The organism is Agrobacterium sp. LEGMi-208b, assembly GCF_059511785.1.
Map to the genome: position 1 here is coordinate 2,334,825 of NZ_CM183445.1, position 14,351 is coordinate 2,349,175.

Annotated in this window: 14 protein-coding genes; 7 read left to right on the plus strand and 7 right to left on the minus strand. The window is 60.2% G+C overall.

What is annotated here, in order from left to right; genetic code table 11:
* Nucleotides 1–277 precede the first annotated feature (277 nt).
* Both AC5YUO_RS11315 and AC5YUO_RS11320 read left to right on the plus strand, forming a co-directional pair.
* Nucleotides 278–2,218, plus strand: coding sequence for an ABC transporter ATP-binding protein (locus AC5YUO_RS11315; RefSeq protein WP_496153364.1), 1,941 nt, complete (start codon nucleotides 278–280; stop codon nucleotides 2,216–2,218).
* 193 nt (nucleotides 2,219–2,411) lie between these two features.
* Nucleotides 2,412–4,325, plus strand: coding sequence for a methyl-accepting chemotaxis protein (locus AC5YUO_RS11320; protein ID WP_496153365.1), 1,914 nt, complete (start codon nucleotides 2,412–2,414; stop codon nucleotides 4,323–4,325).
* A gap of 176 nt (nucleotides 4,326–4,501) precedes the next feature.
* Here AC5YUO_RS11320 and AC5YUO_RS11325 read toward each other — a convergent pair whose 3' ends face one another.
* The gene (locus AC5YUO_RS11325; RefSeq protein WP_496153366.1) at nucleotides 4,502–5,434 is read right to left on the minus strand and encodes an endonuclease/exonuclease/phosphatase family protein; all 933 of its coding nucleotides are present in this window, start codon (nucleotides 5,432–5,434) and stop codon (nucleotides 4,502–4,504) included.
* Nucleotides 5,435–5,743: 309 nt separating this feature from the next.
* Between AC5YUO_RS11325 and petA the strand changes: the two genes are divergently transcribed.
* The 4 genes from petA to AC5YUO_RS11345 all read left to right on the plus strand — a co-directional run bounded on the left by petA (nucleotide 5,744) and on the right by AC5YUO_RS11345 (nucleotide 9,318).
* Nucleotides 5,744–6,322 carry a ubiquinol-cytochrome c reductase iron-sulfur subunit gene (petA, locus tag AC5YUO_RS11330; RefSeq protein ID WP_196379203.1) on the plus strand — a complete coding sequence of 193 codons (579 nt, stop codon included), beginning with the start codon at nucleotides 5,744–5,746 and terminating at the stop codon, nucleotides 6,320–6,322.
* Between the two features lie 14 nt (nucleotides 6,323–6,336).
* The gene (locus AC5YUO_RS11335) at nucleotides 6,337–7,659 is read left to right on the plus strand and encodes a cytochrome b (RefSeq protein WP_496153367.1); all 1,323 of its coding nucleotides are present in this window, start codon (nucleotides 6,337–6,339) and stop codon (nucleotides 7,657–7,659) included.
* A 22-nt stretch (nucleotides 7,660–7,681) separates the two neighbouring features.
* Nucleotides 7,682–8,569 (plus strand): cytochrome c1, encoded by an 888-nt coding sequence (locus tag AC5YUO_RS11340; RefSeq protein ID WP_496153368.1) that lies wholly within the window; start codon nucleotides 7,682–7,684, stop codon nucleotides 8,567–8,569.
* Between the two features lie 206 nt (nucleotides 8,570–8,775).
* Entirely contained in the window at nucleotides 8,776–9,318 is a 543-nt protein-coding gene (locus AC5YUO_RS11345; RefSeq protein WP_496153369.1) for an adenine phosphoribosyltransferase, read from the plus strand.
* 14 nt (nucleotides 9,319–9,332) lie between these two features.
* Here AC5YUO_RS11345 and AC5YUO_RS11350 read toward each other — a convergent pair whose 3' ends face one another.
* The 4 genes from AC5YUO_RS11350 to ychF all read right to left on the minus strand — a co-directional run bounded on the left by AC5YUO_RS11350 (nucleotide 9,333) and on the right by ychF (nucleotide 12,359).
* The gene (locus tag AC5YUO_RS11350; protein WP_496153370.1) at nucleotides 9,333–9,956 is read right to left on the minus strand and encodes a class I SAM-dependent methyltransferase; all 624 of its coding nucleotides are present in this window, start codon (nucleotides 9,954–9,956) and stop codon (nucleotides 9,333–9,335) included.
* A 60-nt stretch (nucleotides 9,957–10,016) separates the two neighbouring features.
* On the minus strand, nucleotides 10,017–10,484 hold the full coding sequence (locus AC5YUO_RS11355) for a MaoC family dehydratase (RefSeq protein WP_400813170.1): 468 nt from the start codon (nucleotides 10,482–10,484) through the stop codon (nucleotides 10,017–10,019).
* Entirely contained in the window at nucleotides 10,481–10,954 is a 474-nt protein-coding gene (locus AC5YUO_RS11360; protein WP_496153371.1) for a MaoC family dehydratase, read from the minus strand. The genes AC5YUO_RS11355 and AC5YUO_RS11360 overlap by 4 nt, the downstream gene beginning before the upstream one ends.
* A 301-nt stretch (nucleotides 10,955–11,255) precedes the next feature.
* Nucleotides 11,256–12,359, minus strand: coding sequence for a redox-regulated ATPase YchF (ychF, locus tag AC5YUO_RS11365; RefSeq protein ID WP_035260423.1), 1,104 nt, complete (start codon nucleotides 12,357–12,359; stop codon nucleotides 11,256–11,258).
* 241 nt (nucleotides 12,360–12,600) lie between these two features.
* Here ychF and clpS point away from each other — a divergent pair, with 241 nt between their 5' ends.
* On the plus strand, nucleotides 12,601–12,912 hold the full coding sequence (gene clpS / locus AC5YUO_RS11370) for an ATP-dependent Clp protease adapter ClpS (protein WP_035260429.1): 312 nt from the start codon (nucleotides 12,601–12,603) through the stop codon (nucleotides 12,910–12,912).
* Between the two features lie 201 nt (nucleotides 12,913–13,113).
* Here the strand turns inward: clpS and AC5YUO_RS11375 are convergent, their stop codons facing one another.
* Nucleotides 13,114–13,587, minus strand: a complete 474-nt coding sequence (locus AC5YUO_RS11375) for a GNAT family N-acetyltransferase (RefSeq protein WP_496153372.1) — start codon at nucleotides 13,585–13,587, stop codon at nucleotides 13,114–13,116.
* Between the two features lie 6 nt (nucleotides 13,588–13,593).
* Nucleotides 13,594–14,310 (minus strand): aminoacyl-tRNA hydrolase, encoded by a 717-nt coding sequence (pth, locus tag AC5YUO_RS11380; RefSeq protein WP_496153373.1) that lies wholly within the window; start codon nucleotides 14,308–14,310, stop codon nucleotides 13,594–13,596.
* Nucleotides 14,311–14,351: the final 41 nt, after the last annotated feature.

The following is a 14,351-nucleotide window of genomic DNA, read 5'->3' on the forward strand; positions in this document are numbered from 1 at the left end:
GGAAAGCGAGAGGGCGGGAGTGATCCCGCCCTTTTTGCTTATTGGCCAAAGCCTCACCTTCCGTCATGCCGGTCCCCGGAACAAGTCCGAGGATGAGCCGGCATCCAGCCACGGCGCGTCTGCGCCGTGAAAGGAGTCTATTGCGATCAAAGACTTGATCGCGCTGGACCCCGGATCTAGTCCGGGGTGACGGAATCAGGATGCTACGAGTGCGTAAAATCTGGTTGGGTCGATTTAAGCGCGGGAGGAACATTCCCCGCCCTCCTGCATTCCCCGAATGTTACCGAAATATAATCTCTTCCCGAAGCCTCCGCGGCTGTTCCCGCTCCGGGAATCCGCCTATATCCGGATCATGGTCATTACCCGCATCTTCGAGTATTTCGAGAACTGGATAAAGCCCTTCGCCCGCAAGGACGATTTGCGGCCGCCTGAAAGCACATTCGCTTTCATCTGGTTTTATATCGCGCAGGCCAAGGCGCCGTTTTTCGCCATGCTGGTGCTTGGCGGGTTGACGGCGGCCATCGAGGCGGCGTTGTTCTGGTTCGTCGGGCGGCTGGTGGATATTCTCTCCACCGTGAAACCGGAAGAGGGCTGGGCGGGCCTGCTTGCCGCCCATGGCGGTGAACTCGTCGGCATGTTGGTGCTGATCGGCATCGTGCGGTTTATCGTCACCATGATCACGGCGCTGGTGGATCAGCAGATCATTACGCCCGGTTTTTACAATCTGGTGCGCTGGCAATCCTATATGCATGTGGCGCGGCAATCGCTGACCTTCTTTCAGAATGATTTTTCCGGCCGCATCGTCACCAAGGTCTGGTCCGGCGGCCAGGCAGCGGGCGATCTCGTCACCTCGCTGATGGAAAGTGTCTGGTTCGTCGGTATCTACTCGGTTTCCATGCTGTTCCTGATCGGCGGGCTGGACTGGCGGCTTGCGGTCGTCGTTGTCCTCTGGGTGGCGATCTTTTCGCTGCTGGCGCGGTATTTCGTGCCGCGCATCCGCTACCATTCCAAGGAGACGGCGGAAGCCGCCTCGATGCTGTCGGGCCGCATGGTGGATGCCTATAGCAATATCCAGACGCTGCGGCTGTTCGGGCGCGATGATGCCAATGACCGCTACATGCGGCAGGGCTTTGACATTTTCCAGCATGCGACCATGACATTCACCCGGTTCATCACCGGCGTGCGCGCCTCCATGGCGCTGCTGTCAGGCGTGATGATCACCTCCATGGCGGCGCTCTGCATCGATCTGTGGCTATCCGGAAAAATCAGTTCGGGTGCGGTGGCTTTCACGCTGGCGCTGGTGCTGCGGCTCAATTTCCTGCTCGGCCGGTTGATGACGCAGTTCAACGGCATCATGCGCAATTTCGGCACGGTGCAGAATGCCGCCGAGCTGATCTCGCAGCCGATCGGTCTCGTCGATGCGCCGGCGTCGTCGGTGCTGGAGGTCAAAAAGCCGAGCATTCGTTTCGAAAATGTCAGCTTCCATTACGGGCGGACGAATGGTGTCATCGACCATCTCAATCTCGATATCAGAGCGGGTGAAAAGGTGGGTATCGTCGGACGCTCCGGGGCGGGAAAATCCACCCTCGTCAATCTGCTCCTGCGTTTTTACGATGTCGAAAAAGGCCGTATTCTGATCGATGGGCAGGATATCGCCCTTGTCAGCCAGGAATCGTTGCGCGCCCATATCGGCATGGTCACGCAGGATACGTCGCTGCTGCACCGTTCTATCAGAGACAACATCCTGTTCGGCCGCACCGACGCCACCGAAGCGCAATTGCAGGAGGCGACACGCCGCGCCAAGGCGGATGATTTCATCGCCAGGCTCGAGGATCAGCGCGGCCGCAAGGGGTTCGATGCGCATGTGGGTGAACGCGGCGTGAAACTTTCCGGCGGCCAGCGCCAGCGCATCGCCATTGCCCGTGTGATGTTGAAGGATGCACCCATCCTCGTGCTCGACGAGGCGACGTCGGCGCTCGATTCGGAGGTAGAGGCGGCGATCCAGAGCAATCTGGACGAGCTGATGCACGGCAAGACGGTGCTGGCCATCGCCCACCGCCTGTCGACCATCGCGGCTCTCGACCGGCTGATCGTGATGGATCAGGGCCGCATTGTCGAACAGGGCAGCCATTCCGAGCTGGTCTCGCGGGGCGGCCTCTACTCCGAGCTCTGGGCGCGGCAATCGGGCGGTTTTCTCGCTGCGGACGAGCCCGTCTGAGCGCGCGGCGGCGACAGGCGGAAACTCCCGAGCTTGCTATATAAGTAAAATCAAAAGTTGTAATATTGCCAAATATGACGGTTATATGTCATATTATTCAACCTTAAATTCATGATTTCCCGGTAGTTACCTGTTCGTGAACGCGTGCAAAGGACCGCGGTGGACATGCCGCTCAATCTCTGGGTCGAAAACAATGCATATTGTCAGAATTCGTTTTCTTTTGCCGGCTTTGTTCGGCGTCACCATTCTCTTTTCTCTCGCTCAGGGTATTGCGAGCATGCGATCGGTCGGGGAAATGGAGCAGCAGGCCAGCAATATCGTTCGCCGCATGGAACGGTCGCTCGTCATCGCCGATCTCGGCGACAGGCTCAATGATATCCGCCGCAACTATCTGGCGGTCATGAGCACCGAAACACCGGAGGCCAGGAACGCCCTTTTCCAGCGTATCCTCAAAGCCCAGCAGGAGCGCACGGAAGCTTTCGACGCCTATGCCGCGCAGATACGGCTACCTGCCACAATTGAAAAATTCCAGCGTCTGACCGGTATGGTCACGAATTACGAGACCATGGGCGCGGAGCTGAAAAAAGCCATCGTCGCCGCCGATGCGGACACGGTGCGGGCGCTGGCCGCCCGCATGACGCCGGTGGGCAACGCCGCCGGCGCGCTGATGAAGGACATGATTGAAGACAATCGCCAGCGGGGCCTTGCGGACAATCAAGCGGCGGAAGCCGCCGGACAATTCGCCTTTTTCATCTCGCTTGGCGCAATGTTAATCGCCACCGTGGTCGCACTTGCCGCGGCGCTCTTCAGCTTCCTGCGGATTTCGCGTCCGATCGACGAAATTACCCGCGCCATGAATGGTCTGGCCGCAGGCGACAATGGCAGCGCCATTCCGCATTCCGGCCGCCGGGACGAGATCGGCGACATGGCCGCCGCCGTTGCCGTCTTCCGTGACAATGCCATCGAACGCGAGCGACTGGAACGGGAAACCGAGGCCAATCGCAGCCTTGGCGAGCGAGAGCGGCTGGTGCATGAGGCAGAAAAGGCGCGTGAGGCCGAGGAGGTTCGTTTTGTGGTCGAAAACCTCGGCGCGGGACTGCGGAGGCTTTCGCAGGGTGACATGACCTTTCGTCTCGACGCGGCCTTCGCGCCCCGGCTCGACGGTCTTCGCGGCGATTTCAACGAATCGCTCGCCACGCTGCAGGCGGCGCTGCGCTCGGTGGGTGAAAACGCCCGGGCGATCGATGCCGGCGCGGGCGAAATCCTGATGGCGGCGGGCGATCTTTCCCGCCGCACCGAGCAGCAGGCTTCGTCGGTCGAGGAAACCGCAGCCGCGCTCGAACAGGTAACGACCGCGGTGAAGGATTCGGCCCATCGTGCCGCCGAGGCCGGCCGGATCGTGGAGCGGGCGCGCGAAAGTGCGGAAATGTCCGGTCACATCGTCTCGCAAACGGTGCTGGCGGTGCAGGATATCGAGAAATCCGCCAATGAAATCAGCAATATCATCAGCGTCATCGATGAAATCGCCTTCCAGACCAATCTTCTTGCGCTGAATGCCGGCGTGGAAGCCGCACGTGCGGGTGCCGCCGGCAAGGGTTTTGCGGTGGTGGCGCAGGAGGTGCGCGAACTGGCGCAGCGCTCGGCCAATGCCGCCAAGGAGATCAAGGTTCTCATCCATCGCTCTGGCGAGCAGGTGCGCGAGGGTGTCACGCTGGTTGGCAAGACCGGGGAGGCGCTTGCGGGAATCGTCGAGGAGGTGCGGGAAATCAACCGTCATGTCTCCTCCATCGTCGTCTCCACGCGGGAACAGTCGACCGGGCTTTCGGAAATCAGCTCGGCGGTGAATCTGATGGACCAGGGCACCCAGAAAAACGCGGCCATGGTGGAACAGACCACGGCGGCCAGCGACAGTCTGGCCTCGCAGGCAAGCGCTCTCAACGTGCTTCTTTCGCAATTCATCCTGCAGGAAAAGTCCGGTGCCGTCGCCATCGCCGATCCGACGGCCATTCCGCGGGTCTCACCGGCGCGCGCCATGGGCCAGAAAATTGCCGCCGCCTTCGGGGGCAGCCGACAGGCCGCGGCGATAAAGGAATGGTCCGAGGCCTGAGGGACGCTTCGCCGCCCGGACGTTGACGTGTTTCATCGCGTGCCGGATGGCACATCGGAGCTGTTTTTTAAAAAAATACACTGGCAACGGCGGCTTTCGGGCCGCCGTTTCCGCAGGCCCGCCCCGTCGGCGCCGGGCATGAGCCCTTGGAGCGTTTTTGCTTTGCTGGAAATACGCTAGCGGCCGATCATGAAATCAGCCATCAGGCCATAATGATTGGAGCCGAGGCTGTCGGGCAGTCTGGTGGTTTTCATCAGCGTCGCCGGTGCGCGGGCGAAGATGTGGTCGATGGCGATGCCGAAGCGGCCGGCCTCCGTTGGCCATGTGGCGGGTTCGAAGGTCGCTTTCTTCAGATCGTTGGCGGAGAGAAAGGCGCGCATGTCGGGGGCGATACTGGCCGAATTGAAATCTCCGGCGAGAATGAGCGGGCCGGTGACGCGAAAGAGAATTTCGCTCACTTCATCCAGCTCATCGCGATGATAATCGTCGAAATAGGGCTTGGTGATATGGCCTGCGGCGAGCGTCAGTTCCGTGCCGTCGAAGTCGATATGGGCTATGGCAAACCGATCCCGCCGAAGATCGCTGAGGCTGTGGAAACGGCCTTCCAGCAATGGCCGCTTCGACAGGATTACGAGATCGCAGGTCGGTGTCCCGGTATAACAGCCGAGCCTGTGCGGATAGGTTTCCTGAAGGCGCGGCAGGGCCGATTGCAACGCCGCCGCTTCGAAGAGATAGACGGCATCCGCGCCCGATTCGACAATGGCGTCGGCAATCGCATCCGCATTGGCGGCATTATCCATCAATATATTGAAAGACAGCAGCCGAAATGGCTTTGCGCCTGGCGCAGCGGTGGTGGATGTGGAAAATTCCATCAGCATCGCAACGGCATGGATGGCGAGCGCGAACGACCAGACGAGAAGCGCGGCTGAAATCGCATCACGCGTCAGCCAGAAGACGAGGCAGGACAGCAGTATACAGGCGATGGCGATGTGCAGCTGGAAGCTGGTGACGAAGGCGAGAAGCCAGAAATCGGTGAGGTAGCGCAGGCTGGCGATGACAAGAACGGCAGCCACCGCCGTGGAGACCATGCAAGAGAGCTTCGCCGTCATCCGAATCCCTGCTTTCCAAGCTCTCCCTTGAAGTCTCCTAACATGGTGCATGGATGCGCACAATGTTGCCCGCCTGCCAAGGACGGCGAAAAAATGACGACCAAATCGGCCCCCTCAGGCAGAATTACGGCAGCTTTGTGTGCTTTGCTCTTGCCAAGTCAGTCAATATTTTGCGATCACACAGAGTGACGCGGTTTCTTAATGCCGCAGTTGTGTCCAGGACGATGGGACGGAGTTTGTCCTGGATCAAATCATAGCGGGAGGACTCATGCGATTTACGGCAAAAACAGCGCAGAGGATGGTGTAGCGGTGAGCGAGCACGTAACCAATCACGACGCTTCGGGTGAACCGACCCGTCGCGATTTTCTTTATCTAGTGACGGGAATGGCGGGCGCCGTCGGTGCCGCAGCCGTTGCATGGCCTTTTATTGACCAGATGCGTCCCGATGCATCGACGCTGGCGCTCGCCTCCATCGAGGTGGATGTCGCGGCCGTCGAGCCGGGCATGTCGCTCACCGTCAAGTGGCGCGGCAAGCCGATTTTCATCCGCAACCGCACGGAAAAGGAAATCGAGGAAGCCAAGGCTGTCGCTCTCGGCGATCTGAAAGATCCCGTGGCACGCAATGCCAACATCGCCGCCGACGCGCAGGCGACGGATATCGACCGCTCCGCCGGCGAGGGCAAGGAAAACTGGATCGTCATGGTCGGTTCCTGTACCCATCTCGGTTGCATTCCGCTCGGCCAGGCCGGCGATTTCGGCGGCTGGTTCTGTCCCTGCCATGGCTCGCACTACGATACGGCGGGCCGCATACGTAAGGGTCCGGCGCCGCAGAACCTCGCCATCCCGACATTTGCATTCACATCCGATACCGTGATCAAGATCGGATAAGGGGACAGATATTCATGAGTGGCCATTCCAGTTATCAGCCGTCCACCGGCATCGAGAGGTGGATCGATTCGCGGCTTCCCTTGCCGCGCATGATCTATGACAGCTTCGTTGCCTATCCTGTCCCGCGTAACCTGAACTACGCCTACACCTTCGGCGCGATGCTTTCCGTCATGCTGCTGGTGCAGATCCTCACCGGCGTCGTGCTGGCCATGCATTATGCGGCCGAAACGACGGTCGCCTTCAATTCCGTCGAAAAGATCATGCGCGACGTCAATCACGGTTGGCTGCTGCGCTACATGCATGCCAACGGCGCGTCGTTCTTCTTCATCGCGGTTTATCTGCACATCGCCCGTGGCCTTTATTACGGCTCCTACAAAGCACCGCGCGAAATCCTCTGGATTCTCGGCTGTGTGATCTTCCTGCTGATGATGGCGACGGGCTTCATGGGCTACGTTCTGCCCTGGGGCCAGATGTCCTTCTGGGGTGCAACCGTCATCACCGGTTTCTTCACGGCGTTCCCCGCCGTCGGCGAATGGATCCAGCAGTTCCTGCTTGGCGGCTTTGCCGTCGACCAGCCGACCCTGAACCGCTTCTTTGCGCTTCACTATCTTCTGCCCTTCATGATCGCGGGCGTCGTGATCCTGCACATCTGGGCACTGCATGTGACCGGCCAGACCAATCCGACCGGCGTTGAAGTGAAGAGCAAGACCGACACCGTGCCGTTTACGCCCTATGCGACGCTGAAGGATGCGCTCGGTGTCTCCGTGTTCCTGATCGGTTATGCCTGGTTCGTCTTCTACATGCCGAACTTCCTCGGCCATCCCGACAACTACATCATGGCCGATCCGCTGAAGACGCCGGCGCATATCGTTCCGGAATGGTACTTCCTGCCGTTCTACGCCATGCTGCGCGCCATCACCTTCAATATCTGGATCATCGATTCCAAGCTCGGTGGCGTTCTCGTGATGTTCGGCGCGATCGTGGTGCTGTTCTTCCTGCCCTGGCTCGATACGTCGAAGGTTCGTTCCGCCGTCTATCGTCCCTGGTACAAGATGTTCTTCTGGCTGTTCGTGGTGAATGCCATCATGCTCGGCTGGCTGGGTTCGCGCCCGGCGGAAGGGACCGGCCTGATCGGCCTGCTCACCGGCGATCTGAAAGGCAATTATGTCGGCTATTCTCAGCTCGGCACGCTTTATTACTTCGGTTTCTTCCTCGTCATCATGCCGATCCTCGGTCTGGTCGAAACGCCCCGGCGTATTCCGAATTCGATTACCGAGGCCGTTCTCGAAAAGAACGCCGCCAAGACGGGTGCCGCATCTGCGGCTGCCGAAGTCTGAGCGCGAAGGAAGGATGACGACAATGAAGAAGCTTGTAACGAGCATCGCGTTTATCGCCGCCATGGGCTGTTCCTTCACCGTCGCCTCGGCGGCGGAGGAGAGCCATGATCTCGCCGCCCAGACGGAGCACGCGGTTGCCGGGGGACACTTCCCGGTCATCAAGCCCGAGGAGCAGAGCTGGTCCTTTGCCGGACCCTTCGGCAAATACGACAAGGGCCAGCTGCAGCGCGGTCTGAAGGTCTATAAGGAAGTCTGCTCCGCCTGCCATTCCATGAGCCTCGTTTCCTTCCGCACGCTCGGGGACCTTGGCTATTCGGACGAGCAGGTAAAGGCTTTCGCTGCCGAATACGAAGTGCAGGATGGCCCGAATGCCGACGGCGAAATGTATAATCGCAAGGCGGTACCATCAGATCATTTCCCCTCGCCATTCCCGAACCATGAGGCGGCCGCCGCTGCCAATGGTGGCGCCGCGCCGCCTGACATGTCGCTGCTGGCCAAGGCGCGCGGTGTGGAGCGTGGTTTCCCGCAATTCCTCATCGACATGATCCCGATCGTCGGCGGTTACCAGGAAGGCGGTCCGGATTACATCCATGCGCTGCTGACTGGTTATCAGGACCCGCCGGCCGGTGTTGAAGTGGCCGAAGGCACACATTTCAACCCATATTTCGTCAGCGCGGTCGCGCTGAAGATGGCGCCGCCGATCAGTGCCGATCAGGTGACTTACGACGACGGCGCACCGCAGACCGTGGACCAATATTCCAAGGACGTGGCTGCGTTCCTGATGTGGGCCGCAGAACCGCATCTGGAACAGCGCAAGCGCACCGGCTTCATGGTCATGGTGTTCCTGTTCATCTTTACGGCGCTGATCTATCTCACCAAGAAATCGGTCTACGCCAACAAGGAACATTGATCGGCAATCCCGTTGCCGGCAGTCATTGGCCCCCACGGTCTCCGTGGGGGCTTTTTTATTTAGTCGTGTGGCCACCCAGCGGTCCACCGCAGGACAGGAGAGGCGCGGGCAAGGGTGCCGGTCCTTTTTTGTTGGTCAGCCGCCGTCAAATTGGTAGGGTGGCCCGAACCATCTCATCCATTTCCCTTGTCTCAACTGGAAATACCATGACCGTTATTGCTTCGGAGCTTTCTGCCGCCATCCGTTCCATTCCCGACTATCCGAAGCCGGGCATCATTTTCCGGGACATCACGACGCTGCTCGGCAATCCCCGCGCCTTTCGTCGTGCTGTCGACGAACTCGTGCAGCCCTATGCGGGAACGAAGATCGACAAGATCGCCGGCATGGAAGCACGCGGCTTCATCCTGGGTGGCGCGGTGGCGCACCAGCTATCGGCCGGTTTCGTGCCGATCCGCAAAAAGGGCAAGCTGCCGCACACTACCGTGCGCGTCGCCTACAGCCTTGAATATGGCGTCGACGAAATGGAAATGCATGTGGATGCGGTCCAGCCGGGCGAAAAGGTCATTCTGGTCGACGATCTGATTGCCACGGGCGGCACCGCCGAAGGCGCCGTCAAACTGCTGCGGCAAATGGGTGCGGAGATCGTTTCCGCCTGTTTCGTTATCGATCTGCCCGATCTCGGTGGCCGCAAGAAGCTCGCAGACCTCGGTGTCGAGGTGAGGACGCTGGTGGAATTTTCCGGCCATTAAGGCTGCAAGACCGATCAGGGCTGCTGCGGCAACTCCCCTTTCTGCAATGCAAGCCAGGTCCAGCGGACGCCCAGAGCGCGGTTTGCCGCCTGAATGGAGGCGACGTCCGCCTGCCGGATCAGCGTGAAGCCGAGGCGCGCGGCCTCGCTTGTCGTTTCCGATGGGGAAATGGCAAAGGCACGGCGACCTTGGGGCGCGGGGCCGTGACGCAGCGACATGATCAGCAGGCCGCCCGCCGCCGTCATTTCCGAAAGGCTCTCCATGGCGGTTTGCCTTAGCCCGTGATCGACGTGGTGCCAGACGCCGCACAGGGTGACCAGATCGAAGACGCCCTGCTGGCGGGCCTTCGCGAGGCCGGGCAAGCTGTCATCCAGCCAGCTTATCTTCTCCGATGGATGTAATCGCATGCCGGGTTCGCGAAGTTCCCGCACCGGCTCGACTGCAAGAACATCGTGGCCCTGCGCGGCAAACCAGGCGGCGTCGCGGCCGGTGCCGCTGCCGATATCTGCGATGCGGCATGGTGTCGACGGCAGCAGGTCGATGACGGGCGCGTAAATCTCCCGGCAGTCGAGATTATCGAATCTGGAAATCAGGTCCGGCGTTGCCGCCTCGGCATATCCCTTGAGAATATCATCCATATTTGACAGCCCGTCGCGATCCCGTTTCGAAGGTATCGCGACCGGGTGATAGGGACCAGCCTATTCGAACTCCAGAACACCGCTGCGGAAGGTCAACACGGTTTCTCCAGACTGGTTCACACCTTCATTGAAGGTGGTGTTCAGCCAGACGCCGGACCGGGATTCCAGCGGGCGGGTTTCCAGCAGGGTGACGAAGTAGGTGACATCGTCTCCGGCGAAGACCGGTTTTTTCCATTTGAGTTCGCGAAAGCCGGGGGAGGGGCCGAGTTTGGGTGGCTCAAGGCCCTGCTGCTTCAACCTCTTTACCTCCTTGGCCCAGTGGGAGAGAAAACATTTCATCCAGCCTGCACCGGTGTGCCAGCCGGAAGCGCAAAGCGCGCCAAAAACGCTGTTCTTCGCGGCTTCGGCATCGAGGTGAAAGGGCTGCGGATCGAAATCGCGGGCAAAACGGACGATGTCTTCGGCGGAAAAATGCAGCGTATCGAGGGTGACGCGTTCGCCGACGGGAGAAAGTTCTGCCAGCCTCATGCCGCAATGCCTCCATTTGCGCGCATCAGGAACATGACGGTATTTTCCCCGTGCGATACCAGAATGCCGCGCTGGTTATAAAGCTCGTGGCGAAATTTCACGAGGCCGATGCCGGGGCGCGACGCGGAGGGCCGCTGTTCCAGCACGATGGATTTTCCCGAAAGCGTATCGCCCGCCAAAACCGGTTTCTTCCAGTCGACATAGTCGATGCCGGGGCTGCCCTGCGAGGTCGAGTTGGAAATATAGCTGTCCGCCATCATCCGCATCAGCAGGCTGCAGGTGTGCCAGCCGGAAGCCGCCAGCCCGCCGAGAATGCTCTGGCGGCCAGCCTCTTCGGAAAGATGCATCGGCTGGGGATCGAATTCGCTGGCGAATTCGATGATTGGTGCTGCGGAAAGCGATTGCGGTCCCAGGGGAAATTCCCGACCGACGGAAAAATCCTCATAGGCATATGTTGCGACCGGCGTCATGGTTTCCTCCCTTCGCACAGTCAATATCGCTGGCATCTAAAATGATTTTTCCCTTTACGTAAAGGTCAAATCGGGGAGGTCTGTTTTTTGGAGAGGCAGTTTGGAGCGAGCGGGCGCGCCTTTCGCCTTCTCCCCGCCGGGGAGAAGGTCGCGGCAGCGGGATGAGGGGGTGAGCGTCCCGTAATTCGGCGAGGGTGCCCCCTCATCCGACCCTTCGGGCCACCTTCTCCCCGGCGGGGAGAAGAAACCGTGCCGCGATGTCCGGGCGACTACGCCCCGACCGTCCTCACCTCAACCCAGATCAGGTGTTAAAGCGGAAGTGGATGACGTCGCCATCCTGCACGACATATTCCTTGCCTTCGTCACGGGCCTTGCCGGCTTCCTTCGCGCCGACTTCGCCCTTGAAGGCGACATAGTCGTTGTAAGCGATGGTGTTGGCGCGAATGAAGCCGCGTTCAAAATCGGAGTGAATGACGCCGGCGGCCTGCGGGGCCTTGGTGCCACGCTCGATGGTCCAGGCGCGGCATTCCTTCGGGCCGACGGTGAAATAGGTGATGAGATCGAGCAGCTTGTAGCCGGCGCGGATCAGGCGGTCGAGGCCTGCCTCTTCGAGCCCGAGGGCGGAGAGGAATTCCTTGGCCTCTTCATCGGGAAGCTGCGCGACTTCCGATTCGATCGCCGCAGAGATGACGACGGATTCTGCGCCCTGGGCCTTGGCCATTTCGGCAACGGCCTTGGTATGTTCGTTGCCGTCGACGGCGTCGCTTTCCGCGACGTTGCAGACGTAGAGGACCGGATGCGCGGTCAGAAGGTTGAGGCCCTGAAGGATGCGCAGTTCTTCGGCATCGAGCGTGGAGAGCAGGGTGCGGACCGGCTTGCCTTCATTGAGAAGCTTCAGCGAAGCTTCCATCAGCGGCAGCTGTGCCAGTGATTCCTTGTCCTTGCCGGTGGCGCGCTTGCGGGTCTGTTCCGTGCGGCGCTCCAGGCTTTCGAGATCGGAAAGCATCAGCTCGGTCTCGATGGTTTCGGCATCGGCCACGGGGTTGATGCGGCCTTCGACGTGGGTGATGTCGTCATCCTCGAAGCAGCGCAGAACGTGAACCACGGCGTCGACTTCGCGGATATTGGCGAGGAACTGGTTGCCGAGGCCTTCGCCCTTCGATGCGCCGCGCACCAGACCGGCGATATCGACGAAGGAGATGCGGGTGGGGATGATTTCCTTCGAGCCGGCAATGTCGGCGAGGATTTTCATGCGTGCATCCGGAACCGCCACTTCGCCGGTATTCGGCTCGATGGTGCAGAACGGGTAGTTGGCGGCCTGTGCGGCGGCCGTTTTCGTCAGCGCGTTGAAGAGAGTGGACTTGCCGACATTTGGCAGTCCAACGATACCGCATTTGAAGCCCATGGCTTGAAACCTGTCCGTTTGAAAGAATTCGTTGAGGAGCCTTTTGCGGAAACGGCAGGGCAAGGTCAAGCCCGCGGGCCGATTTGTGCGGGCAAAGCCCCTTTAATGGTACGGAATTGCGGGCAGGGTTGCCGATGGCGCGGTTGCGGCGCAATATAAGCGGGTCAAGCGATCGATCTTCCGTCATCAACGGGGTTTTCCCATGAACAACCGCGATGAGCGACAGGCACGAGCGACCATGATGAGTGACAGTCCTGTCGATCTCAAGCCAAAACCGAAAGTCAAACCAAAGCTGGAGCGGCCGAAGCTCTACAAGGTTATTCTGCTGAATGACGACTATACGCCACGCGAGTTCGTTACCGTCGTCCTGAAGGCCGTCTTCCGCATGAGCGAGGAAACCGGCCATCGGGTGATGATGACGGCGCATCGCTTCGGCAGTGCGGTTGTCGTTGTCTGTGAGCGCGATATTGCCGAGACCAAGGCCAAGGAGGCAACCGATCTCGGCAAGGAAGCGGGATTTCCGCTGATGTTTACGACCGAGCCGGAAGAGTGAGCGTTTGCTAACTGCCAGGAATGGCAAACTGGATGCTTTAGTTGCTCTCTGCCTTCCCTCACCTCATTCCTGTGCTCGTCACAGGAATCCAGCCGACGCGCGTCTGCGCGGCGAAAGACTCCCCTCAGCCCAAGGACTTGGGCTGGCTAGATTCCTGTGACAAGCACAGGAATGAGGGTGAGGGACCAACGGCAGCTAAAATTACTGTTCTGTGTCACCAACCGAGTCCTTACGGATCTGAAAGCCGGTCTTGTTCTGAACAAAACCGCAGCTTTCGTAGAAGGCATGAACTTCCGGGCGCTGGCGGCCGGTGAGTAGCATCACCTTGTAACAGTTCGCGGCAAAGGCGACCTCAATGGCGTGGCGAACGACCGCGCGGCCGTATCCTCGACCCCGACGGGCCTCCAGTGTCACCACGTTTTCAATGAAGGCGTAGGGGCGGGCGGCGCGGGTCAGGTTCGGAGCAATCAGAAGCGTAGCGGTCGCGACGGCTTCCCCGTTATCCGTTGCCACAAACACGGTCAGGCCCGGCTGGGCGAGCATGGCGGCGAAGGCCGCGCCTGCCTCTTGCACCGACAACACGGGATCGGACGGATTGAGTGCCTGGTAGAGTTCGAGCAAATCGGGCAGGTCGCCGGCTTCCGCCTCGCGCAGGACGATGGTCTCAGAAGACATTCGCGACTAGTCCTTCTTGGCGAACATACGCTTCAGCATTTCGGCCATCGGGCCGGTTTCCGGCAGCTTTTTGGGCTGGGCGCTGTTGCGTGCCTGATGAATGTGGGATTGCGCGGCGGGTTTGGCTGCCTTGGCCGGCTTCTCGGCTTCCGGCTTGCTGCCTGTCGCGAGCGCCAGCTTGTTCATCAGCTGTGAATCCTCTGATTTCACCAGCATGGCGGCATTGTCGGCAATGGCGTCCAGAAGCGGATCGAGCCAGACCCGGTCGGCCTTGGCGAAGTCGCCGAGCACGTGGCCGTGCACCCGCTCCTTGTCACCGGGATGACCGATGCCGAGGCGCAGGCGGCGGTAGTCCTTGCCGCAATGGGCGTCGAGCGATTTCAGGCCGTTATGGCCGCCATGGCCGCCGCCGGTCTTGATACGCGCCCGGCCGGCCGGAAGGTCCAGTTCGTCATGAATGGCAATGACGTCCGCCGGTGCAAGCTTGAAGAAGCGCATGGCTTCGCCGACGGATTCGCCCGAGAGGTTCATGTAGGTCAGCGGCTTCATCAGCAGGACCTTTTCGCCGCCGATCTCGCCTTCGGAAATCTCCGCCTTGAATTTCCGCGACCAGGGCGCAAAGGAAGGCAGGCGCTGCAGCGCATCGACGGCCATGAAGCCGATATTGTGGCGGTTTCCCGCATATTGCGCGCCGGGATTACCAAGTCCTGCGATGATCTTCATGGGGCATGTCCGCGTTTTGCCTGACGATGCTGTTGTCACCA